The organism is bacterium (genome assembly GCA_031082185.1).
Lineage (GTDB): Bacteria > Sysuimicrobiota > Sysuimicrobiia > Sysuimicrobiales > Humicultoraceae > VGFA01.
Genome location: JAVHLI010000013.1, coordinates 1 through 21,499, shown reverse-complemented (window position 1 = coordinate 21,499; position 21,499 = coordinate 1). Strand labels below are relative to the sequence as shown.

Annotated in this window: 20 protein-coding genes; all 20 read right to left on the bottom strand. The window is 67.1% G+C overall.

Annotated features, from left to right (window positions below):
• Nucleotides 1-12 precede the first annotated feature (12 nt).
• Nucleotides 13-1,113, bottom strand: coding sequence for a recombinase RecA (recA, locus tag RDU83_11465; protein MDQ7841627.1), 1,101 nt, complete (start codon nt 1,111-1,113; stop codon nt 13-15).
• Between the two features lie 106 nt (nt 1,114-1,219).
• The gene (gene thpR, locus RDU83_11460) at nt 1,220-1,810 is read right to left on the bottom strand and encodes an RNA 2',3'-cyclic phosphodiesterase (protein ID MDQ7841626.1); all 591 of its coding nucleotides are present in this window, start codon (nt 1,808-1,810) and stop codon (nt 1,220-1,222) included.
• Nucleotides 1,807-3,045 carry a competence/damage-inducible protein A gene (locus RDU83_11455; protein MDQ7841625.1) on the bottom strand — a complete coding sequence of 413 codons (1,239 nt, stop codon included), beginning with the start codon at nt 3,043-3,045 and terminating at the stop codon, nt 1,807-1,809. The genes thpR and RDU83_11455 overlap by 4 nt, the downstream gene beginning before the upstream one ends.
• A 27-nt stretch (nt 3,046-3,072) precedes the next feature.
• Nucleotides 3,073-3,879, bottom strand: a complete 807-nt coding sequence (locus RDU83_11450) for a DUF4115 domain-containing protein (GenBank protein ID MDQ7841624.1) — start codon at nt 3,877-3,879, stop codon at nt 3,073-3,075.
• A gap of 20 nt (nt 3,880-3,899) precedes the next feature.
• Nucleotides 3,900-4,838 carry a pseudouridine-5'-phosphate glycosidase gene (locus tag RDU83_11445; protein MDQ7841623.1) on the bottom strand — a complete coding sequence of 313 codons (939 nt, stop codon included), beginning with the start codon at nt 4,836-4,838 and terminating at the stop codon, nt 3,900-3,902.
• A complete protein-coding gene (locus RDU83_11440; GenBank protein ID MDQ7841622.1) occupies nt 4,835-5,728 on the bottom strand; it encodes a PfkB family carbohydrate kinase in 894 nt (297 codons plus the stop codon). Before RDU83_11440 ends, RDU83_11445 begins: the two co-directional genes overlap by 4 nt.
• The gene (locus RDU83_11435) at nt 5,728-6,579 is read right to left on the bottom strand and encodes an MBL fold metallo-hydrolase (protein MDQ7841621.1); all 852 of its coding nucleotides are present in this window, start codon (nt 6,577-6,579) and stop codon (nt 5,728-5,730) included. The genes RDU83_11440 and RDU83_11435 overlap by 1 nt, the downstream gene beginning before the upstream one ends.
• Before the next feature lie 4 nt (nt 6,580-6,583).
• On the bottom strand, nt 6,584-7,564 hold the full coding sequence (locus RDU83_11430) for an ABC transporter permease (protein MDQ7841620.1): 981 nt from the start codon (nt 7,562-7,564) through the stop codon (nt 6,584-6,586).
• A 3-nt stretch (nt 7,565-7,567) separates the two neighbouring features.
• Entirely contained in the window at nt 7,568-8,710 is a 1,143-nt protein-coding gene (locus tag RDU83_11425; protein MDQ7841619.1) for an ABC transporter permease, read from the bottom strand.
• The gene (locus tag RDU83_11420) at nt 8,707-10,233 is read right to left on the bottom strand and encodes an ABC transporter ATP-binding protein (protein ID MDQ7841618.1); all 1,527 of its coding nucleotides are present in this window, start codon (nt 10,231-10,233) and stop codon (nt 8,707-8,709) included. Before RDU83_11420 ends, RDU83_11425 begins: the two co-directional genes overlap by 4 nt.
• 44 nt (nt 10,234-10,277) lie before the next feature.
• Nucleotides 10,278-11,345, bottom strand: a complete 1,068-nt coding sequence (locus RDU83_11415) for a BMP family ABC transporter substrate-binding protein (protein MDQ7841617.1) — start codon at nt 11,343-11,345, stop codon at nt 10,278-10,280.
• A 96-nt stretch (nt 11,346-11,441) separates the two neighbouring features.
• On the bottom strand, nt 11,442-13,694 hold the full coding sequence (locus tag RDU83_11410) for a DNA translocase FtsK (GenBank protein MDQ7841616.1): 2,253 nt from the start codon (nt 13,692-13,694) through the stop codon (nt 11,442-11,444).
• A gap of 5 nt (nt 13,695-13,699) precedes the next feature.
• Nucleotides 13,700-14,506: an undecaprenyl-diphosphate phosphatase gene (locus RDU83_11405; GenBank protein ID MDQ7841615.1), complete on the bottom strand. Its 807-nt coding sequence runs from the start codon at nt 14,504-14,506 to the stop codon at nt 13,700-13,702.
• Between the two features lie 17 nt (nt 14,507-14,523).
• Complete coding sequence (gene dapA / locus RDU83_11400; GenBank protein ID MDQ7841614.1) at nt 14,524-15,423, bottom strand: 4-hydroxy-tetrahydrodipicolinate synthase; 900 nt, start codon at nt 15,421-15,423, stop codon at nt 14,524-14,526.
• Nucleotides 15,420-16,493, bottom strand: a complete 1,074-nt coding sequence (locus RDU83_11395; GenBank protein ID MDQ7841613.1) for an aspartate-semialdehyde dehydrogenase — start codon at nt 16,491-16,493, stop codon at nt 15,420-15,422. The genes dapA and RDU83_11395 overlap by 4 nt, the downstream gene beginning before the upstream one ends.
• 18 nt (nt 16,494-16,511) lie before the next feature.
• Nucleotides 16,512-17,333 (bottom strand): 4-hydroxy-tetrahydrodipicolinate reductase, encoded by an 822-nt coding sequence (gene dapB / locus RDU83_11390; protein ID MDQ7841612.1) that lies wholly within the window; start codon nt 17,331-17,333, stop codon nt 16,512-16,514.
• Nucleotides 17,334-17,385: 52 nt separating this feature from the next.
• Nucleotides 17,386-18,684 (bottom strand): pitrilysin family protein, encoded by a 1,299-nt coding sequence (locus RDU83_11385; GenBank protein ID MDQ7841611.1) that lies wholly within the window; start codon nt 18,682-18,684, stop codon nt 17,386-17,388.
• A gap of 20 nt (nt 18,685-18,704) precedes the next feature.
• The gene (locus RDU83_11380; protein ID MDQ7841610.1) at nt 18,705-20,957 is read right to left on the bottom strand and encodes a polyribonucleotide nucleotidyltransferase; all 2,253 of its coding nucleotides are present in this window, start codon (nt 20,955-20,957) and stop codon (nt 18,705-18,707) included.
• A 74-nt stretch (nt 20,958-21,031) separates the two neighbouring features.
• A complete protein-coding gene (gene rpsO / locus RDU83_11375) occupies nt 21,032-21,298 on the bottom strand; it encodes a 30S ribosomal protein S15 (GenBank protein ID MDQ7841609.1) in 267 nt (88 codons plus the stop codon).
• Between the two features lie 11 nt (nt 21,299-21,309).
• Nucleotides 21,310-21,499, bottom strand: a 190-nt coding sequence (locus RDU83_11370; GenBank protein MDQ7841608.1) for a hypothetical protein, incomplete at its 5' end; no start/stop codon positions are given.

Sequence of the window (21,499 nt, the reverse complement as noted above, 5' to 3'; positions counted from 1 at the left end):
GCGCTCCGTTGGCTACCCTCGGGGTTTCGCCGGCACCAGGCGTGCCACCGGCGCAGGGCGGGCAGCAGCCGCAGCTTGTCGGGCTTCCGGCTCAGCCGGTGGAACCGCCGCGGCTTCCTTGGTGCGAAGCAGCCCACGGGCCTCGCGCACGCGGCGGTCAATCTCGCTGGCCACCTCGGCGTTGCTGTCCAGGAACTCACGCGCGTTGTCGCGCCCCTGTCCCAGGCGCAGATCGCCGTATGTGAACCAGGCCCCCGAACGCTGGACCAGGCCCATCGCCGTGGCCACATCGAGGATGCTGGCGCTGCGTGAGATCCCATGGCCGTAGATGATGTCCACCTCCGCATCGCGAAACGGAGGGGCGACCTTGTTCTTGACGACCTTGACACGCGCCCGAATCCCCTTGACCTCGTCCCCGCTCTTGATGTTCTCGATCCTGCGGATTTCCATGCGGACCGACGAGTAGAACTTGAGCGCCCTGCCACCCGTGGTGGTTTCCGGATTTCCGAACATCACCCCGATCTTCTCGCGGAGCTGGTTTATGAACACCACGATCGTGCGCGACCGGCTGATGGTGCCGACCAGTTTGCGGAGGGCCTGCGACATGAGGCGCGCCTGCAGCCCGACGTGGGCATCGCCCATCTCGCCCTCCAGTTCCGCGCGCGGCACCAGGGCGGCCACCGAGTCCACAACGACGACGTCCACGGCGCCGCTGCGCACGAGGGTCTCGGCTATCTCCAAGGCCTGCTCACCGCTGTCGGGCTGGGAGAGGAGCAGGTTGTCTACGTCCATCCCCACTGCCTTGGCATAGGTAGGATCGAGTGCGTGCTCGGCGTCAATAAACGCCGCGACGCCCCCTTCGCGTTGTGCCTCTGCAATGATGTGATAGCCGAGCGTGGTCTTGCCCGACGCCTCCGGGCCGTAAATCTCGACCACGCGTCCCCTGGGAACGCCGCCGACGCCCAGCGCCAGATCGAGACCTAGGGCCCCGGTCGAGATGACCTCTACCTGGAGCCTCGCGCTGGCTTCGCCCAGCTTCATGATGGAGCCCTTGCCGAACTGCTTCTCTATCTGGGAGAGGGCCAGGTCCAGAGCCCGTTGGCGCTCAGTCATCTCCTCCAACCTCCCTGTGACGCGGTGACCAGAGAATACCAAACAAATGTTCGCCTGTCAATCCTGCAATAGCGCACCCACCTGACCGATATACCAGATTTGGGGCTTATGTACCCGTGGAGTTCAACCCGTGGCCCAACAGGACCTTCTCTCGAGGCGTGTAGACCGGACCGTCAGGCGTCAGCCGGCTTTCCATAACGGTAACGGTCCTCACCCACTCCACACCGATCGCGGCATCGCGGTGCGACCGGACGGCCCGCACCAGCTCTCCCCACTGCCGGTTGTCTTTCACGCGGCCCAGGGTCAGATGGGGGCGGAAGGGTTTGGGATCTGACGGAAGGCGCTCCCGGTCCAGCGCCGCTTTCACCTCCCCGGACAGGCGCCCAAGGGCTTCAGACCCCTCGGTGCACCCGACCCAGATCACCTGGGGCCGCTCCAAACCTGGAAAGGCGCCCAGGCCGCCGATTGACACGGGAAAGGGCATGGTCCGGCCGACCGCACTGCGCGTTGCGACGACCGCGCGGGCCACCTGCGCGGCCGGTATCTCTCCCAGAAAAGACAGGGTGTAGTGCAGGTTCTCCGGCTTCATCCATCGAAGCGTCGCCCCGGCCGCACGCAGCCGCTCCGCCAACTCGGCCACCAAGCGCCGGGATTCGTCGCTCAACTCGATCGCGATGAAGGTCCGGTAGAGCGTCATCGCCCTAGCAGGGAGAGCCGGATAAGGTTGAGCGCGGCCTGCGCGGCCAAGTGGCGTATCCCGGCTCTGCCCGCCTCGGCGCCGAACCGTACCTCCTCGGCGCGCGCGCCGGCGTCCGTGGCGATGGCGAGATACACCAGCCCGACCGGCTTGGCAGGCGTGCCGCCGTCGGGACCGGCTATGCCTGTTACGGCCACGCCGATGCCGGCGCCCGTTCGGGCCCGGGCACCCTCGGCCATCGCCCTGGCCACCTCAGTGCTGACCGCGCCGTGCGCGGCGATGAGCTCTGCTTCCACGCCGAGGTCACGCACTTTGGCCTCGTTGCTGTAGGCTACGAACCCCGCCAGCAGGAACGCCGAGCTGCCTGGGATCTCGGTCAACCGCGAGGCCAGCACGCCCGCGGTGCACGACTCCGCTACTGCCAGGGTCAGTCCACGCTCGATTAGCAGCCTGGCCGCCACGGCCTGCAGCGTCTCGTCGTCTACACCGAAGACCGCAACCCCCAGCCGTTCCCTGAGGCCGGCTTCAGTCTGGTCTATCAGGGCGGCAACTACTGCGGGCGGGCCCTTGGCGGTGATCCGCAGGTGAACCTCCCCCAGCTTGGCAAGCGGCGCCACCGTTGGGTTGGCGCCGTGGACCAGATCCCTAACCCGTTCCTCGACCAGCGACTCACCTATGCCGGCGATACGCAGCACGCGCGACCGGATGACCTCATCTCCCACGCGCTCAGCCAGCCACGGCACCAGCCCATCGGCGACCAGTTCCTCCATCTCCGCCGGCACACCGGGAAACATGAAGACCACCTGACGGCCGATGGGGACGAGCAGGCCCGGCGCGGTGCCTCTTCGGTTTGGAATGACCTGCGCCCCTGACGGTATCTTGGCCTGCCGGAAGACCGACTCGGTGGGCGTCCGGCCGCGTCGGGCAAAGAAGCCGGCGATACGGTCGGCGGTCTCATCGTGGTGGACCAACGGCAGCCCCGCGGCGAGCGCCACCGCCTCAGTCGTCAGGTCGTCTTCGGTGGGTCCCAGGCCTCCCGTCGTGATCACCAGATCGGACCGCGCCAGCGCAAGGCTCACCGCTGCGCGGACGCGCTCGAGGTTGTCGCCCACGGTCTGCTTTGCGAGCAGGTCCACGCCCCACGACGCCAGGAGCCTCGCCAGGTAGGTCGCGTTTGTGTCGGTGATCTGCCCGAGGAGCAGCTCGGTACCGACGGAGATCAACTCAGCGCGCATAGCGTCCTGACAACTCCCCGGCGCCTCTCACGGCGGTGCGCCCGGCCGGAAGGTTCGGTCCACAACCTCGCCCGGTCGCCCGTAGGTTCCCAGGGCGGCACCGTTCACGACCACGGCAATGGCGCCAGCGTTGCCCGCGCGGACCGAGATCGGAGCCCGGCTCTGCCACCGCATCACTCCTCCGGCACTGATGAACCCTTCGAAGAGGGGCCCTGCCTCGGTCTGCACGAGCAGCCACGACCGGCCCGAAGCCCGCACCTCGACGGTCACTTCCTGGTCCGCCGGCAGGGCGCCGGAGGGGATCTGCGTCTCCGGCGGTCCCACGACCGGAGATGGAATCGGAACTGGGGCCGCCGGCGTCGCTACAATGACCGATGGGGCGGCCGGCGGCACGGGCTGCGCGAACTCCCACAGCTGCCGGGTGAGGAGAACGATCGCCGCGAGAACTACCAGGAACGCCACCAGCACAAGGGAGATGACCCGCCGCCTCAGCGGCGACATCGACGCGACCGGAACGATCGCCGATCCCACACGCCGCCAGCCTTCCGGCCGCGCTGCTCCCTCCGCTGCCATCGCCGCGTTGAGGCTCCTTACAATGGGCTCGGGATCGATCCCCAGCTCGTCTGCCACGGTCCGCAGGAACCCGCGGGTGAACGCAACGGGAGGCAGCGCGCCCAATCGCCCCTCCTCAAGCGCGACAAGGTAGTCGGTGCTGATCTTCGTGCGGGTGTGCATCTCGGCTAGGGAAATGCCGCGGGCCGCGCGCGCTGAGCGCAGGGTGGCGCCGATCTCGGCGGCGCCCAACTGGTTCTTGGACGGCGGCAGCGTTGTCACTTTGTCCGTGTTGTTCCTTCTCAGTCCGGCGCGTCCCTGCCCAAGCAGGAAATTCCCACGGCCACCGCGGCGGCCAGCGATGCGTTGGCCTCCAGGACCGCCAGGTTGGCCGTCAAAGCCTCCCCGCCGGTGATCTCGGCGATCTCCCTCAGCAGATATGGGGTCAGCGCTGCGCCGCCCACCGCCGCTGCCCTGGCCCGCTCCAGAGCAGCGGCAACGGCGCGGGCCAGCTCCTGCCCGTCCATCGCGGCATCCGGGGGGGGAGGCTGCACCACGAGCAGCGCCGATGGGTCGCGCATCTCTGCCTTGGCCTTCGCGATCGCAGCCACCTCGCGCGCGGTCTCAACCCGACACGGCACCGCGACTCCACTGGAGCGTGCCAGGAACGCGGGCAGTGTATCGGTGCGAAAGCCGACAACGGATACCCCCAGGCTGTCTAGGGCCTCGGAGGTCCAGTGGGGATCGCAGATCGCCTTGGGTCCCGCGCAGACGACGACCAGCGGAAAGCGGCTCAGCGCAAACAGATCGGCCGAGACGTCCCCTCTGGCCTCGGCCCCGATGTGAACCCCACCGATGCCTCCGGTGGCCATCACCCGAATACCCGCGGCATGGGCGGCAGCCAGGGTGCCCGCCACCGTTGTACCGCCGGACTGCCGGCGCGCAACGGCCGCAGCCAAGTCGCGCGAGGAGATCTTCACGACGCCCGTTGCGAGCAGGAACTCCACATCGGAAGGATCTAGCCCGACCTCCACGCGGCCCGCCCGCACCGCGACCAGAGCAGGAACTGCTCCGGCGCTTCGAACGATCTCATCAAGCCGGCAGGTCAGAGTGCGGGCCTGGGCTTCCGGCAGGCCGTGCGAGAGCACCGCGCTTTCCAACGCCACCACCGCTCTGCCCGCGTCGAGGGCGGCGGCAACCTCCGGCGCGATGCGCATCCAGGTGGATGCGGCCCGGATCATGCGTGAGGGACGGCGCCGAGCGCCGCCGGGGTGTTCTCAGGAGATTGCACGACGCAGGCCGCTGCTGAGGCGGCCAGACGCGCCGTCTGGGCCGGGCTCATGCCGGCCAGATAGCCGTGCACCGCCGCCGAGGCAACCGCATCGCCGGCTCCGGTAGGATCCACCACGGAAACGCGGGCGGCCGGCTCGAACGCCGCCGCAAAGGGCGTCATGACGCCGACGCCCCCCTCACCCTGCGTGATCACCACACATCCGGCGCCGCCGGCCACCAGTGCCGCGCCCAGGACCTGCCAGTCCGGCGCTCCCGTCATCCCTGCCAGGACGCAGGCCTCATCCTGGTTGCACACCACAACTGCGGCGCCGTTGAGCGATGGCCGCAACCTCACCGCTTTGTCCGGCGAGGTGGCCAGCAGGATGCGTGGTACCCCGCCTGCCATCGTCAGCAGGGCGGCCTGGGCGTCCTCGTAGAGGTTGGCGTCGTGCACAAGGACCCCGGCCGTGGCGACCGCCTGACGCCAGGGCTCCAGGTCGGCCGGGCGCAGCGACTCGACCGGCCCGGCATCGGCGACGCACCAGGCCGCGTCAATGCCTGCCCCCACGGTGACGAACAGTCCCGTGGGCTGCGGGCGGAACAGGATACCGTCCGTGCCCACGCCCCGGCAGGCCGCATCATCCACCAGCCAGCGGCCCAGCGGGTCATCCCCTACTGCGGTCAGCAGGGTCACCCGGTGGCCGAGGCGGACCAAGTTCACGGCGACGTTACGCGCGGCCCCGCCGGGCAAGAGCCGGGCCTTCCCGGGTACGGACCGGCCCGGCACCAAGCTGCCGGAGGTGGCGGCGGCACGCACGTCCACCATGGCACCTCCGACCAGCACGATCCCACCTCTCATCATGCGTCTCCTAGGCCGGGCCGGCCGGGCGGTCCGTAAGGAGAACTCCCGGCTACGATTGACAGCGCCTGGTCCACCAGGTACTGCATGGCGAAGTCGCCCGAGCTGACCCAGCGCATGAACCCTTCGGCTCCCAGAATGGTGCGCCGTATCCCGACCGCGGACCTACCGGCATCGTGCAGCTCCGCAACCCGTTGGCAGACCTCTTCCCAGTACGCAAGCTTGCCGCTCAGGGCCGCTCCACCGTCGTCTATCACCGCGCCGAGGCCGCAGAACAGCCTGCCGACCGGGAGGGCGGCGACGCGACGCAGCGACTCAAGGCTATCGTCCAACCGTTCGTCTCGTCGCAGGTACTTGACCCGTTCGCCCAGGTATAGATCGGCGCTGAACAGCCAGCCCTCCCGCTCCTCGAACAGCACCACTTGGTCGGTGCTGTGTCCGGGCGCATGGAGAACTCGAAAGGCGTACCGGTCGGTGGCAATGCGGTCTCCCAGGGCCTGGGGATCGTACGGAGCCGGCCTCCCCCACACCACCCGGCGATAGAACGGCAGGTGCCCGTCCGGGTGCCGCATACCATCGATCCCCAGCGGATGAATATAGGCCCGGACCCCGAAACGCGCGCTAATCGCCGCGTTCCCTCCGACGTGGTCCTCGTGGTTGTGCGTATTGACCAACTGCGTGAGATCGCTTCCATCCAGCGCCGCCACGAGCTCACCGGCCGTGTGTCTGCATCCCGTGTCAATCAACAGGCCGTCCACGTGGTAGGCGCACGTCCAGTAGAGCGGCCGCCCGGCCAGGGCCCGCGCCATGCGGATCTGGGTTACGGGTCCGTACCGGCGGGTCCGGATCACGACCTTACGCCTCTTCCTTGGTGTACGGGATGCCGTCCGCGGCCGGCGGCACGGCCCTCCGCATGAAACCGGCCAGCACGAAAATGGTCGCGATGTGCGGCAGTACGGTGATGAACTGGTAGGGGATACGCGTGTGCACAACGCGCAGGCTGAGCGCGTCGAAGTATCCAAACAGCGCCGAGGCCCCCAGGGCGCCCAGCGGCCACCAGTTACCGAAAATCATCGCGGCCAACGCGATGAAACCACGGCCCTGCGTCATTCCTTCCAGGTAGCCCCGACCCTGCTCGATCGAGAGATACCCGCCGGCCAGTCCTGCTAGGGCGCCGCTGATCAGCACGCCCGCGTAGCGCATCGCCGCCACGTTGATCCCAAGGGTATCCGCCGCCAGCGGGTGCTCGCCCACCGCTCGCAGGCGCAGCCCGAAAACCGTCCGCAGCAGCACCCAGTGGCCGAGCCCCAGGAGAACCAGTGCCGACGGGATCACCGGTGATATGCCGGTGGCAATCGGAGCCAGGGCCGGCACGTCGCGCAGCACGGGCACGCTCCACGGCTCGAACCCGCTGATGCCGGGTGATTGCGTGGCCACGCCGAAGAAGAGGATGTTCAGGAATCGCGCCAACCCGACCGCCAGCATGTTCAGCACAACGCCGCTGATGATCTGGTTCACGCGGAACGTCACAGCCACGACGGCGTGGACGAGCGAGAACAGCACACCGGCGGCCATGGCCGCCAGCATGCCGGCCACGGGCGCGATCGCGTGCGTGGCGCCGGCCTCGGCCCCTGGGACAGGGAGGGCCGTGGCGACGAGGTGCGTCACCGAGGCTCCGAAGAAAGTCCCCATTATCATGATGCCTTCCAGCCCGATATTCACGACGCCGCCACGCTCGGAGTAGACGGCTCCCAGGGCGGTGAGGAGGATGGGCACCGTCAGTCGCACCGCCGAGGCCAACAGTGCCATGTTGAGGAGAGCGGCCAGCAACTCCACGGCCTACCCTCCCCGCTCCACGCTGACATCGGACGGTCCGGAGACCGCGCTCTCGGCCTCGCGCTTGCGCTGCGCGCGGACGTAGCGCGTCACCAACTCGTACCCAACCACGATCGCCAGGATGATCACCGCCTGAAGGATCGTGATCACCTCGCGCGGGACCCCTGAGAACACCTGGACTCCCTGCGCCCCCCGGTCCAGGAAGGCAAGAAGTAGCGCCGCCGGAACGACCCCGATCGGATCGTTCCTGGCCAGCAGCGCCACCGAGATCCCCAAAAAGCCCAGCCCCTTAGGGAAGTCAATGTCGAAGTATCCAAAGAACCCCAGCACATCGGAGAGTCCCACGAGCCCTGCCACGGCGCCGCTGGCCAAGAACATGTAGAACTGGGTGCGCGCGATCCGAATGCCGGCGGTCTCGGCGGCGTCAGGGTTCAGCGCCACGGCCCGGACCTCGTACCCGAAGCGCGTGCGGGCCAGCACGTAGGCCGCACCCAGGCACAGCACCACCCCCAGCGGCAGGAACCAGTTGAGCGCCGAGTGGTCCGGAACCCCTATCCCCACGAGCTGCAGCACCGGGCGCAGCAGGGGGATGCGGGCGCTGTCCTCAAAGAGCGGCGTGCGAACGCGGGGCGTGCCCGCTTGCGTCGGATCGCGGAAGACGTCGGCGAGCAGGAACAGGACCAGCGCGGCGGCGATGTAGTTCATCATTATTGAGGTGATGACCTCGTGCGCCCCGCGCCGGAGTTTCAGCGCAATCGGAAGCAACGCCCATGCCGCCCCGCCTGCCACGCCGGCCAGTACCGCCAGGGGCAGGTGGATGGGGGCGGGCAGCCCGCGTACCCCAAACGCCACCAACGCCGCCGCGAACGCGCCCACGGCGTACTGCCCCTCGACCCCGATGTTCCACAGATTCGCGCGGAACGAGAGCGCCACCGCCAGGCCGGCGAACGTCAGCGGGGTTGCCTTGAGAAAGATCGCCGCAACGCTGTCGGACCGAGTGAGGTTGAACCGCAGCATAAGGCCGTAGACTTCCAGTGGGTCTTTGCCGATCGCCAGGATGATCCCCGAGGCGACGACCGCTCCAAACGCTATGGCCAGCAGGGGAGCCGCGGCCTGCAGCACCCCCAGCCGGACCCGCGTGCTCACGCCGGTACGCCCTCGGCGCGCCGGGCGCCGGTCATGTATAGCCCGATCTCACGCGGCGTGACCGTACCCCGCGGGAACTCGGCAACAATCGCTCCTGCGTGCATGACCGCCACACGATCGGCCAGCGAAAGCACCTCCTCGAGCATCGCCGAGACCAGGACCACGGCCATCCCGGCTGAGCGAGCAGCAAGGATCTGGCGCCGGACGAACTCCGTGGCGCCTATGTCCAGACCTCGCGTCGGCTGAGCCGCGATCAGCACCGACGGCGCGAAGCCAAACTCGCGCGCTACGATTACCTTCTGCTGGTTGCCGCCTGAGAGCGCCAGCGTGGGCGTCCTCAGCGAGGGAGTGCGCACGTCGAAACGGTCCACCCGTTCGCGCGCGAAGCGGGCGATGGCACCGCGATCGAGCAGGAATCCTTCCCCGAACTCCCCCCGGAAGTGGTGCCCCAGGATCAGGTTCTCCCACACCTCCATGGGTAGGACCAGGCCGCGTCGGTGCCGGTCTTCGGGAATGTGGGCCACGCCCATCAGCCTGATCGCCCGGGGCCCCGAGCGGGTCACGTCCTCTCCCATGATTCGCAGCCGCCCTGCCGTCGGTACCCGCAGACCCACCAGCGTCTCCACCAGCTCGCTCTGGCCGTTTCCCTCAATGCCGGCGACGCCGAGAATCTCGCCCGCCTTGACGGAGAACGACACCCCGCGCACCGCGGGCCTGCCCCGGGCTCCGCTCACCACCAGTCCCTCAACCTCCAGGCGGACCGGACCGGGTTCCACCGGCGGCACCTCGAGTTCCATCAGCACGGGACGCCCCACCATCATCTCGGCTATCTGGGCCTTGGTCGCGCCCGCCGCATCGAGGGTGCCCACGACGCGGCCGCGGCGTAGCACCGAGATACGATCGGCGATGTCGAGGACCTCCTCCAGGATGTGGCTGATGAACACGATTGTCTTGCCCTCCGCGCGCAGGCGCCGTAGGTTGGCGAAGAGGTCGTCAACCTCCTGGGGCGTAAGCACCGCGGTGGGCTCGTCCAGGATGAGGATCTCGGCTCCCCGGTACAGCACCTTGATGATCTCCACGCGCTGCTGCTCTCCGACCGACAGCGTGCCGACCTCCGCGTCCGGATCGATTGTCAGGCCGTACTGGTCGGCAAGGGCCCGAATCCGCGAGCGTGCCACCTTCAGGGACAGCCGGCCCGCCCGTGCGGGCTCGGACCCCAAGATCACGTTCTCGGTCACGGTGAAGCGCGGGATGAGCATAAAGTGCTGGTGCACCATGCCGATGCCCGCGGCGATGGCGCGGCTGGGGCTGTCGAGCGTAACCCGACGGCCACGGATCGCTATCCATCCTTCGTCGGGCTCATAGAGCCCGTAGAGGATCTTCATTAGTGTGGACTTGCCCGCGCCGTTCTCCCCTACGAGTGCGTGGATCTCACCGGGCGCAACCGCCAGTGAGATGCGGTCATTGGCCAGCACCCCGGGGAACCGCTTGGTGATTTCGGTGAGCTCGATTACGGCGGACATATGCGGAGCGGGGGCGGCGCCGTGCGCCGCCCCCGCAGCGGGCCCTAGCGCTTGATTCCCTTCAGGAATGCCTCGAGCTGCGTCTTGTCGGATGGAACCTTGATCTTGCCGGCAACGATGTCCTTCTTAAGGGCCTCCAGACGCGGCACGAACTCCTTCATCATCTCGCGGTTGTAATCGTTCACAGCGTAGCCCACGCCGCCTTCCTTGAGCCCGAACGACTGGACACCGGCCTTGAAGGAGCCGCCCACAAGCGACTTGATCGTTGAGTAGACCGCCACGTCCACTCGCTTCATCATGCTGGTGAGGACGCGCCCGCGCTGGTCTGGTTTCACGGTCAGGGACTGGTCGGCATCCACGCCGATCGCCATCTTCTTCTTGGCCGACGCGGCCTCGAAAACGCCGATTCCGGTACCGCCCGATGCGTGGTAGATGATGTCCGCTCCGCGGTCATACTGGGCGGTGGCTAGCTCCTTGCCCTTGACCGGATCGCGGAACGCCTCACCGGTCGTCCCGGCGTAGTCCGAGAAGACCACAACGTTGGGCTTGACGAACTTCGCGCCGGCGATGTAGCCGGATTCGAACTTCTCGATCAGGGGGATCTTCATCCCGCCGACAAACCCGATCTTGCCCGTCTTGGACTTCAGCGCCGCCGCGGCACCGACCAAGAAGGACCCTTCGTGCTCGTTGAACAAGAGGCTGGCCACGTTGGGTTCCTTGTCAATGAACCCGTCCACTATGCCAAACTTCACGCCGGGAAAAGCCTTGGCCACACGCGTAATGCTGTCGGTAAACAGGAACCCAATGCCGAAGATCAGGTCGTACTTCTCGCCGGCCAGGAGGCGCAGCAGCTCTTCTCGGTTCTCGCCGCCCGCGGCGGGCTCCAGGTCTTTTGTCACGACCTTGGCTCCAAACTCCTTCTGCGCCCGCGACAGTCCCGCGTAGGCCATATCGTTGAAGGACAGGTCTCCCCGGCCTCCCACATCGTAGACCATTCCTATGAGTAGCTTCTTGGGGGCCTGTGCCTGCACGGCCGTAGGACCGGCCGACCACACCAGTACCGCCAGCGCCACGAGTACCAGCGCCGCGGCGCGCACCGTGACCTGCTTCATCCCAACCACCCCTCTCCCCATCTGCTGTCTGATCGTTCGTGTGCTACTTCTGGCCGTACCCGAGGGAGTCCTTCGGGCGCCTCCCTGGGGCATCGGCTACGAGGTTGGCGGCACCTTCTTGCGCAGAAGCCGGTCGAGATCGTCGAGGCCGATAAGCACATCGCGTGGGTTGCTTCCCTGCACCGGCCCCACGATCCCGCGCGCCTCCAGCTCGTCCACGAGCCGGGCCGCCGTCACGTAGCCTATGCGCATCTTCCTCTGAAGCAGGGACACCGAGCCGTACCCGGTCCGCACGATCAGCCTGGCAGCCTCCAGGAGCCGCTCGCCATCGGCCGATTCCTCGGTGGCCGCGGATTGCTGCGCCTCGACCAACGCCGTGTCGTAGACCGGCGTCCCTTGCCCCCGCCACCATCCCACGAGCGCACGGATCTCGTCGTCTGCTATGTACGCGCCTTGGGCGCGGATCGCCCGGGAGACACCCAGAGGCATGAAGAGCATGTCACCGCGACCCAGCAGCTTCTCCGCTCCTGGGCCGTCCAGAATCGTCCGGCTGTCAACCTGGCTGGAAACCGCGAAAGCCAGGCGTGACGGTATGTTGGCCTTGATCAGCCCCGTTATCACGTCCACCGAGGGCCGCTGCGTCGCCACCACCATGTGGATCCCGGTGGCCCGGGTCATCTGGGCCAGGCGACAGATGATGTCCTCAAAGTCGGCCGGGGCTACCATCATCAGGTCGGCCAGCTCGTCAACGATGATGACGATGTAGTACAACGGTTCGACGTCGGCGAGTTGATTGTAGCTCTGGATGTTGCGCACGCCTGCCGCAGCGAACAGCTCGAAGCGCTGCTCCATTACCCTCAGCATGTCCTTGAGCACGCTGGCGGCCTGGCGGGGGTTCGTGACCACGGGCGTCAGCAGGTGAGGGATTTCGTTGTAGTCGGTGAGCTCCACCCGCTTGGGATCAATCATGACGAGCCGAACCTGGCGGGGAGTGCTGCGGAACAGCAGGCTGGCAATCATCGCGTTCAGCGCCACCGACTTTCCGGACCCGGTCGCACCGGCAATCAGCAGGTGGGGCATTTCAGCCAGGTCGGCCACTATGGGATGCCCTGCGATATCCTTGCCGACCGCGACCACCAGCGGCGAGGTGGCCTTCTGGAAGATCTCCGCCGCCAGGATCTCCCTGAGGTGCACCATGCTTGCCTTCAGGTTGGGCAGCTCGATCCCGATGGCCGACTTCCCTGGAATTGGCGCCTCAATCCGCACGCTCTGGGCGGCCAGGTTGAGGGCGATGTCGTTGGTGAGGCTGGTGATCCTCTGAACCTTCACACCGGGCTCGGGTTGAACCTCAAAGCGCGTGACAACCGGCCCAACCTCCCAGTGAACCACGCGCGCCTTCACCCCGAAGCTATCCAGCGTCTGCTCAAGGGCCCTGGCGGTCTCGGCCGGGTCAACCCGGCTGCGCGCCCTGGTTCCCCCACCCTCCCCGACCATTGATATGGGCGGAAGCCGGTAGTCCGCGGACGCGAATGCGAGCCGTTCCTGCTGGACCGGTTCATCGGCTCTTGGCGCCTTGGACCGTGCCCTGCCACGGGTCTGAGGATCAATTGCGGGTGGGGAGATGCCTTCCGGTCCCGGGGTAGGCACGCGCAAGGGCACCTCGAGTGTGCTCTTGGGTTCATCCGGAACCGGCTGGGCCGTCTTCTGGGCCGAAGTGCGATCCGCCCTGCGTCTTCGCACCCAGCGGGCGTGGACCGCGGCCCAGAGGCCTCGCGCCTCCGCGGCCAAGAAGCGGACCAAGCGCGCAGCCAGCCGCAGGAGCACGGTCGCCAGGAAGATCCCTCCCCGCGCGGCGGCGCGGAGACCTGCCCCCGCCGACGCGAGCGTGACGCCGGTCAGCAGGCTCAGGCTCAATACCGCCAGTACGCCCACGGCCGCCCACATCCCATCCCGTCCCAGCCCCCGGGCGAGAACCCAGGTGAGGCCGCCCCCGATCGCGCCACCGCCCTGCCCTGCCAGCCCTGCGCCCAGAAGATCTGCGCCGGCGGTCCACGCGTGCACTACCAGCAGGACCGTGGCCGATCCCATTAGGAAGCCCACGATCCTCCGGCTGAGGCGCACGCGCTCGCCCGCGGCCATCAGGATAAGCCCGGCAATCAGAACGTAGGCAGGGAGAGCCGGGGCAGCCGTACCCAGCAGGAGACGCTGCCATCGGGCCAGCGTCAGGGGAATACCGGTCGCGCCCGGCAGGAACGCCAGGCCGAGCACGAGCGCAACCAGCACGAGCGCCCATCCGGCCGCGACCGGGCGGTTGTGCGAAGGCGGGCGGGACTGCCGTCGCCTGGCCATGCGGGCTACCTCGCCGTGAGTAGAACCAGCACGCCGACCAGCCAGCAGTAAGCGCTGAACGCTATCAGCCGGTGGCGCCTGATGAGATCAACCAGCCACACAATAGCCAGCCCACCCGAGATGCAGGCCACAACCGCACCAACCAGTAGTTCCAGCGGCGCATACCCCAAGCGTGTGGCCATCCCGGCGTCCTTCAACGCAAAGGCGCTGGCTCCTGCGATGGCCGGGATGGAGATGAGGAACGACAACCGGGCGCTCTCGGTGCGCCGCAGGCCGAGCGCCAGGCCGGCGACGATCGTGACCCCGGATCGCGAGATCCCCGGCACTATCGCCAGGGCCTGTGCCAAACCCAGGACCACGCCATCCCTTACCGTGGCTTCCTCGGCGGATCTCGTGCCGCGTTCGCGGCTCCAGAGCAGGATCGTACCGGTTATCATAAGCTGCGCCGCTGTAGCGCGGACCGATTCGAACATCCGCTCCAGCGGGCCGGCAAGCGCGAGACCCAGCGCAGCGGTGACCGCGGTGGAGGTTAGGATCGTCACCGCCATCCGGGCCGCGGGATCCAAGGAGCGGGCGCCCGGCCCCTCGGACCTTCGCAGGAGAGCGGGGATGCTTCGGACGATCCGTACAACGTCCGGCCAGAACAGCACGCAGGCGGCCAGTACGGTGCCGAGGTGCAGCGCGGCCTCCAGCACGAGCCCTGGCCTGGACATGCCCAGGTAGTGCTCGGCGAAAAGCAGGTGGGCGGTGCTGCTGATGGGAAGGAACTCGGTCAGCCCCTGGACGATTCCGAGAATGATGAGGTCGAGCACGGACGCTCCTGGACGGATCACGCCTGAGCCGGCATCAAACCCAGCGCGCGCAGCACCACCTGGATCTGCTCCTCCTCCTTGGGCGTTGCATCCACCAGGGGCAGCCGGACCCTCCCGCAGTCGAAACCGGCCAACCGCATCGCGGCCTTCACCGGCACCGGGTTCGTGGTGATGAACAGCACCTTGAAGAGCGGCCACAGGCGGCGATGCAAACGCAACGCCTCTTCCACACCGCCGGCAAGAAAGGCGTGGATCATCGCCTGGATCTCCGCTCCGGCCAGGTTCCCGGCGACGCTGACCACCCCGGTTGCACCGACCGCCAGTTTGGGCAACGTCAGGCTGTCGTCCCCGCTGTAGATGCTGAACCGGTCAGGAGTCCTCACTCGGATCTCGGAGACCTGGTCGAGGCTTCCGGCGGCTTCCTTGACGGCGACGATGTTGGGGATCTCGGCGAGGCGGGCCATCGTCTCGGGCATGCAGTTCACCCCGGTGCGCCCCGGAATGTTGTACAGCATCACCGGCAGCGGGGTACTTTCGGCAACGGCCCGGAAGTGGGCGTAGAGCCCGTCCTGCGACGGCCGGTTGTAGTAGGGGTTCACCAGAAGCAGACCGTCTGCGCCGACGCGGTGCGCTTCCTTTGACAGGTGGATCGAGTGCGCGGTGTCGTAGGTTCCGGTTCCGGCGATCACCTTGGCCCGATCACCAGCGGCCTCCTTCACCGCGCCGAAGAGCCGAACCTTCTCGTCATCGGAGAGCGTAGGTGACTCCCCGGTCGTACCGGCAACCACCAAGCCGTCGTTCCCGCCTGCGATCAGGCGGCCGGTCAGCACCGCGGCACGGGTGTAGTCAACCCGACCGTCGGCGTCAAACGGCGTTACCATTGCGGTTATCAGGTGGCCGAAGAACGGCATTGTCATCCTCCCTTGGGCTGCGCGGTCTCCCCGCGGCCGCGCAGCATGCCTGCTGCCAGCAGGTACTCCGCGATCTGCACCGCGTTGAGGGCGGCGCCCTTGCGCAGGTTGTCGGAACAGACCACTAGGCTCAGCCCGCACGGGTCGAAGCGGTCAGCCCTGAGACGGCCCACGTACACCGGGTCGCGGCCCGCAGCCAGCAGGGGCGTCGGCACAAGGTCGACTGAAGGGTCGTCCACCACCTCAACCCCGCGTGCCCCCCGCAGGGCAGCCCGGGCCGCGTCAGGAGCCAGTGGTCTGGCCAGGTCCAGGTGAACAGCCAGCGTGTGCCCTACCATCACGGGTACGCGCATCGCCGTTACGCTGACCGGGAGGTCGGTGGCCAGTATCTTCCGCGTCTCTGCAACGATCTTGTTCTCTTCCTCGGTCTCGCCGTCCGGTTCCCACCTCCACTGCGGTCGGACGTTGAAAGCCACGGGTGACGGGGTCCCCGCGGCCGCGGTGATGCGATCCGCATCCCCGGTCTCCAGAGCGTCGGCGGCATCGAGTAGCCCCCGGCTCTGCGCCAGGAGCGCCCGCATGTTGTCCGCGCCGCCGCCCGAGACCGACTGATAGGTTGCCACGATACAACGACGGATTCCGGCCGCATCGTGTATCGGCTTCAGTGCCATAACCAGGGCTACCGCGACGCAGTTCGGGTTGGCGATCACACCCTGGTGACCGCGCAGCGCGCCCGCGTTGACCTCCGGGACGACGAGGGGCACCCGGGGGTCCATTCGCCACGTGGACGAGTTGTCCACCGCGACCCCACCGGCTTCGGCCACCGCCCAAGCCAGGCGCCGGCTGGCGTCGTCGCCTCCGGCAAACAACACGAGATCGGACTCCAGCACACCGTCGCCGGTCTCCTCGACCTCTACCGCCTTGCCGTGAAAGACCACGGTCCGGCCTACGGACCGGGCCGTGGCGAACAGCCGGAGCGAGGCGGCGGGAAATCCCCGCTCCTCAAGAATCCGCACCATCGCGCCGCCCACCACGCCGGTGGCACCGATCACTGCCACACGAAGACCGCCGACCATTACTGTCCCTCCGTTTGACTAGCGCAATCCCAGCAGATGCTCCAGGCCGTGGACCAGGCCGTTCAGCCCGGGCACACGGCGGACCGCCAGCAGCAGCCCCGGCATGAACGACTCCTCGCTCGTTGAGTCGTGGCGGATCGTGAGAACCTGGCCAGGACCACCGAAGATGACCTCCTGGTGCGCAACCAGGCCGGGCAGGCGTACGCTGTGCACGCGGACCCCTTCGATGACGCCGCCCCGCGCGCCGGCGACGAGTTCCTCCCCGGATGCGGCAGCGGCCGGCACCGCGGTCGAGGGGGATTCAGCCCGGACCGATGCGATGGCGCGCGCGGTCTTCTCCGCGGTACCCGAGGGCGCGTCGCGCTTGCGGTCGTGGTGCAGTTCGATGATTTCCACGTGGGGAAGGTGGCGCGCGGCAAGCCGGGCAAACTCAATCATCAGCACCGCGCCGATCGCGAAGTTGGGCGCGACCACGGCACCGGTCTTGCGCAAAGCCGCCAGTCCGCCCAGTAGCTCGATCTCACTCCCAGGGATCCCGGTGCTGCCCACAACCGGCCGGATGCCGGCCTCGATCGCTGCGCGGGCGTGATCGGCCGCCACCCCCCCCGGAGCGAACTCCACCAGCACGTCCGGACCGGTGGCGATGATGGCTTCCAGGCTGTCGGTTACCTTGACATCCAGACGCCGGGCGCCGGCCTGCTCTCCGGCGTCAAGCCCGATCGCCTGGTCGTGTTCTAGGGCGCCGACCAGGACCATGTCTGGCTCGCGGGCGATGGCGCGGATCGCGGTCCGACCCATCCGACCAGCGGCACCGCTTACGGCAACACGGATCGTATCCATGTCGGGAGGCGTTCGACGCCACCGGCAGGAATTCCCGTTCAGGCGGCGGTCTTCATTGCCCGGTGGCCAGGACGCCCAGCGACCGGCCAAAGGCCCGCTCCAGCGGCCCGCGCGGGGTACCGTGCGCCCCGAACGGCCCTATTGCGGCCATGGCCATCTGGCCGGGCGTAAAGATCTCGGCGGCCATCCGCTGCACCGCGGATGCGTCCACGGCATCTATGCGCCCGAGGATCTCGTCCAAGTCTATCTGCCGGCTGTGGTACAGCTCGGAGCCCGCCAGCTTGCTCATCCGGCTGCTGGTGCTCTCAAGCGGGAGCATGATGCTGCCCTTGAGCGACTCCTTGGCGCGCTGCAGCTCCGCTTCGTCAAGAGTGCCGAACAGGGCCGCGATCTCCTCCAGGATAAGGCGCACGACCTCTGGACCGTTCTCGGGGCTCATGGCCGCGTAGATGACCGAAAGCCCGCCCTCGCGATACGAGGCCGGATACGAGGCGATGCTGTACACAAGCCCGCGCTTCTCCCTGATCTCCTGGAAGAGGCGGCTGCTCATTCCCCCTCCTAGCAGGTTGTCGAGCACGGCCAGCACGTATCTGTCCTCATCGGCCGCCGAACAGCCCCGCGTGGCCATGCAGAGATGCACCTGCTCGATCTCCTTCGAGCGGATGGTTACCGTCGGCGTGAGCGAGGGCTGGAGAGTCTCCTGCACCACCGCGCGGCCGTCCCACCGGCCCAGGTGGCGCGCGATGAGCTCGGTGGCCGCCTGGTGCTCAACGTCCCCGGCAATTGCCACGAGGACGTTGTCGGGCCGGTAACGCTCCTCGACGTACCGAACGAAGTCGGCGCGCCTCAGCCGGGAAACGGTTTTGCGCGTCCCGATGACCGGCCTGCCGAGCGGATGCCCGTCCCAGATCGTCTGAGCGATCAGGTCCTGCACCATTGCGTCCGGCGAATCCTCGTACATCTTAATCTCTTCCGTGATGACCTGCCGCTCGCGCTCGATAGCGATGGGGTCGAACTTGGAGTTGAGCAGCATGTCCGCCATCAACTCCACGATCGGGGGCAGGTGATCCGCCAGCACCTTCACATGGATGCAAGTGTGCTCCTTGTCCGTGAAGGCGTTCATCTGGCCGCCCAGCGCGTCCACCGCCTGCGCGATGGCCAGCGCAGATCTACCGTGCGTGCCCTTGAAGAAGAGGTGTTCAAGGAAGTGCGAAACGCCGTGGACCTCCACGGCCTCATACCGCGACCCAGCCCCGATCCACAGGCCAATCGCAGCGGTGCGAACCTGCGGCATTGCCTCGGTTATTACCCGAATGCCGTTAGGCAGCACCGACCTGTGTGTCGGATCCATCGAGGCCTGCCGCGGTTCGGTTACGGCTGCGGCCTACGGGGCGGCCTGCCGCCTCCATCGCGCCGTCGCGGCGGGCCCCCGCCGCGGGCGTCACCTGTACGAGGACGGGGTGATCGCGGCCTGTGCTCTGCGTTGGCCGGCTGGGGCTCGTCGGTCTCCTCCTCCCATCCTTCCGGGGGAGGCTGTGTACCGCGGTGCGTGAGGTTGACGCGACCCAAACCGTCGATCTCCTTCACCTTCACCGCAAGCTCATCGCCTACCTTGACCACGTCTTCGACCTTGTTGACACGGCCGTAGGATAGCTCAGAGATGTGCACTAGGCCTTCCTTACCGGGCAGCAGCTCGACGAACGCCCCGAAGTTCAACACCCGCGTAACCCGGCCTTGGTAGGTCTCCCCCACCTGCAACTCGCGGACGATGCCCTCGATCATAGCCACGGCGCGCCGGGCGGCGTCCTCGTTTACCGATGCGACCATCACCCGCCCATCCTGCTCGATGTCTATCTTGGCCCCTGTTTCCGCGGTGATCTTGTTGATCACCTTTCCTCCGGGACCGATGACCTCCCGGATCTTCTCGGGGTTGATCTGCAGCGTAAGGATGCGTGGGGCATGAGCCGACAGCGTGGCACGGGGAGCGGGCAGAGCGTTGGACATGGCATCGAGGATCGTGAGCCTAGCTTCCCTGGCCTGCTCCAACGCCTCGGTCAGCACGCCCTGTGGGAGCCCGGAGTTCTTGACGTCCATTTGGAGCGCGGTTACGCCCTCGCGCGTGCCGGCAACCTTGAAGTCCATGTCGCCCATGGCATCCTCGATGCCCTGGATGTCGGTCAGGATGGCATACTTGCCGCCGGTCCCGGAGATGAGCCCCATGGCGATCCCGCCCACAGCGGCACGGATGGGAACGCCCGCGTCCATCAGCGACAGGGTGGAAGCGCAAACCGCTGCCATGGACGTGCTCCCATTCGATTCCAGAACCTCGGAAACCACCCGGATCACGTAGGGGAACTGCTCTTGATTGGGGATCATTAGTTCCAGCGCCCGCTCAGCCAAGGCACCATGCCCAACCTCGCGGCGGCCCGGGCCGCGCAGCGGGCGGGCCTCACCCACGGAGAACGGCGGGAACGAGTAGTGGTGCATGTAGCGCTTCTCTTCGCGTATGCCTATGTCATCCAGGCGCTGCCTGTCGTCACCTGTTCCCAACGTGGTAATAGCGAGGACCTGGGTCTGCCCCCTCTGGAACAGCCCAGACCCGTGCGCGCGGGGCAGCAGGCCCACCACGCATGCCAGCGGCCGAATCTCCCTCGTCCCACGGCCGTCCGGCCGGACTCCATCCTCTAGGATACTGCGCCTGACCGCTTCCTTTGTGACCGAAGCGATGACCTCGCCGATCGCTCCGGCGGCGGATGGGAACTGCCCGCCGATATTTGCGGTCACCTCCGTCTGCACAGCACGCAGCGCATCCTCTCGCGCCAGCTTCTCGGGGCTGGCCAGCGCCTCGCGCACCAGCGGCAGGGCTGCGCTGCGAACCGCTTCTTCCATCTCCGGATCGTGCTTGACCAGCGAGGGAACGCGGGGGGGCTTACCGGCCGCCGCCGCCAACTCGCGCTGAGCGGTCACAATGCGGCGAATCTCGGCGTGCGCCCGCGTTATCGCCTCGATCAACACTGATTCGGGCACCTCGTTGGCGCCCGCCTCAACCATTATGATGGCGTCCTCAGTCCCGGCCACGATCAGGTCGAGATGGCTCTGCTCCTCCACCTGGCGAAGGGTGGGGTTCACCACAAGATTGCCATCGATCAAGCCCATCCGCACCGCTCCAATGGGCCCGCCGAACGGGATCCCGGACAGAACGAGCGCAGCGGAAGCGCCGTTCACGGCGGCGATGCCGGGGTCGTTTTCCTGATCGGTGGAGAGCACGGTGGCAACGATCTGGACGTCGTTGCGAAATCCCTTGGGAAACAGCGGCCGGAGCGGCCTGTCTATGAGTCGGGAAGTTAAGATCGCCCTCTCGCCCGGACGCCCCTCCCGCTTGAAGAAACCGCCGGGAATCTTCCCGGCGGCATACATCTTCTCCTCGAAATCGCACGTTAGTGGGAAGAAGTCAATCCCTTCCCTCAGGGTGTCCGACATCGTCGCGGTTACAAGGACGACGGTCTCGCCGCATGTTACCGTAACGGCCCCGGATGCCTGCTTTGCCAGCAGACCGGTTTCAAACACCATCCGGTTAGAGCCGATCTCGACTTCAGCGCGGCGGACCAACGCTGCCAGGTTCATGAGGGTATCCCATCCTTCCTACACGGACTAGGGTAATATCGTGCTGGGTCCCGTGCGCGCATGGCGGCCCGGGGTTAGCGCCGCAGGTCCAGCGACTCCACCATTCGCCGGTAGGCGGCGATGTCGGTTCTCTCGAGATATGCAAGCAGCCGCCGGCGCTGCCCTACCATCTTCAGCAGACCCCGTCGTGAGTGAAAATCCTTGGCGTGGTTCTTGAGGTGTCCGGCGAGGTGATTGATCCGTTCGGTGAGCAACGCGATCTGCACCTCGGGTGATCCTGTGTCCTCGTTGTGTCGCCGGTACTTGCCGAGGATGCCCTGCTTGGCTTCACGCTTAAGCATCTTTGCTCTCCTCAATCCCGCACGGGCGGGATGTCAATATGACGGTCGCCCACAGCCGGGAGGGCGTCGGAGCAACGCGCCTCCCCGCCGGGGTCGGAGCAATCGTAGCACACCGCCCCCAGGGGCGCAAACCCATTCACCCTGTCGAGACTGTCAAGCCCAGGGTAGCACTTCCCTTGGCCTATGATGTTGGTGTTCGAC

What these genes read in the sequence shown, in the direction of transcription:
- recA (MDQ7841627.1), bottom strand. Translation starts at nt 1,113, where the DNA reads ATGACTGAGCGCCAACGGGCTCTGGACCTGGCCCTCTCCCAGATAGAG.
- thpR (MDQ7841626.1), bottom strand. Translation starts at nt 1,810, where the DNA reads ATGACGCTCTACCGGACCTTCATCGCGATCGAGTTGAGCGACGAATCC.
- RDU83_11455 (MDQ7841625.1), bottom strand. Translation starts at nt 3,045, where the DNA reads ATGCGCGCTGAGTTGATCTCCGTCGGTACCGAGCTGCTCCTCGGGCAG.
- RDU83_11445 (MDQ7841623.1), bottom strand. Translation starts at nt 4,838, where the DNA reads ATGATCCGGGCCGCATCCACCTGGATGCGCATCGCGCCGGAGGTTGCC.
- RDU83_11440 (MDQ7841622.1), bottom strand. Translation starts at nt 5,728, where the DNA reads ATGAGAGGTGGGATCGTGCTGGTCGGAGGTGCCATGGTGGACGTGCGT.
- RDU83_11420 (MDQ7841618.1), bottom strand. Translation starts at nt 10,233, where the DNA reads ATGTCCGCCGTAATCGAGCTCACCGAAATCACCAAGCGGTTCCCCGGG.
- RDU83_11415 (MDQ7841617.1), bottom strand. Translation starts at nt 11,345, where the DNA reads ATGAAGCAGGTCACGGTGCGCGCCGCGGCGCTGGTACTCGTGGCGCTG.
- RDU83_11410 (MDQ7841616.1), bottom strand. Translation starts at nt 13,694, where the DNA reads ATGGCCAGGCGACGGCAGTCCCGCCCGCCTTCGCACAACCGCCCGGTC.
- dapA (MDQ7841614.1), bottom strand. Translation starts at nt 15,423, where the DNA reads ATGACAATGCCGTTCTTCGGCCACCTGATAACCGCAATGGTAACGCCG.
- RDU83_11395 (MDQ7841613.1), bottom strand. Translation starts at nt 16,493, where the DNA reads ATGGTCGGCGGTCTTCGTGTGGCAGTGATCGGTGCCACCGGCGTGGTG.
- dapB (MDQ7841612.1), bottom strand. Translation starts at nt 17,333, where the DNA reads ATGGATACGATCCGTGTTGCCGTAAGCGGTGCCGCTGGTCGGATGGGT.
- RDU83_11385 (MDQ7841611.1), bottom strand. Translation starts at nt 18,684, where the DNA reads ATGGATCCGACACACAGGTCGGTGCTGCCTAACGGCATTCGGGTAATA.
- RDU83_11380 (MDQ7841610.1), bottom strand. Translation starts at nt 20,957, where the DNA reads ATGAACCTGGCAGCGTTGGTCCGCCGCGCTGAAGTCGAGATCGGCTCT.
- rpsO (MDQ7841609.1), bottom strand. Translation starts at nt 21,298, where the DNA reads ATGCTTAAGCGTGAAGCCAAGCAGGGCATCCTCGGCAAGTACCGGCGA.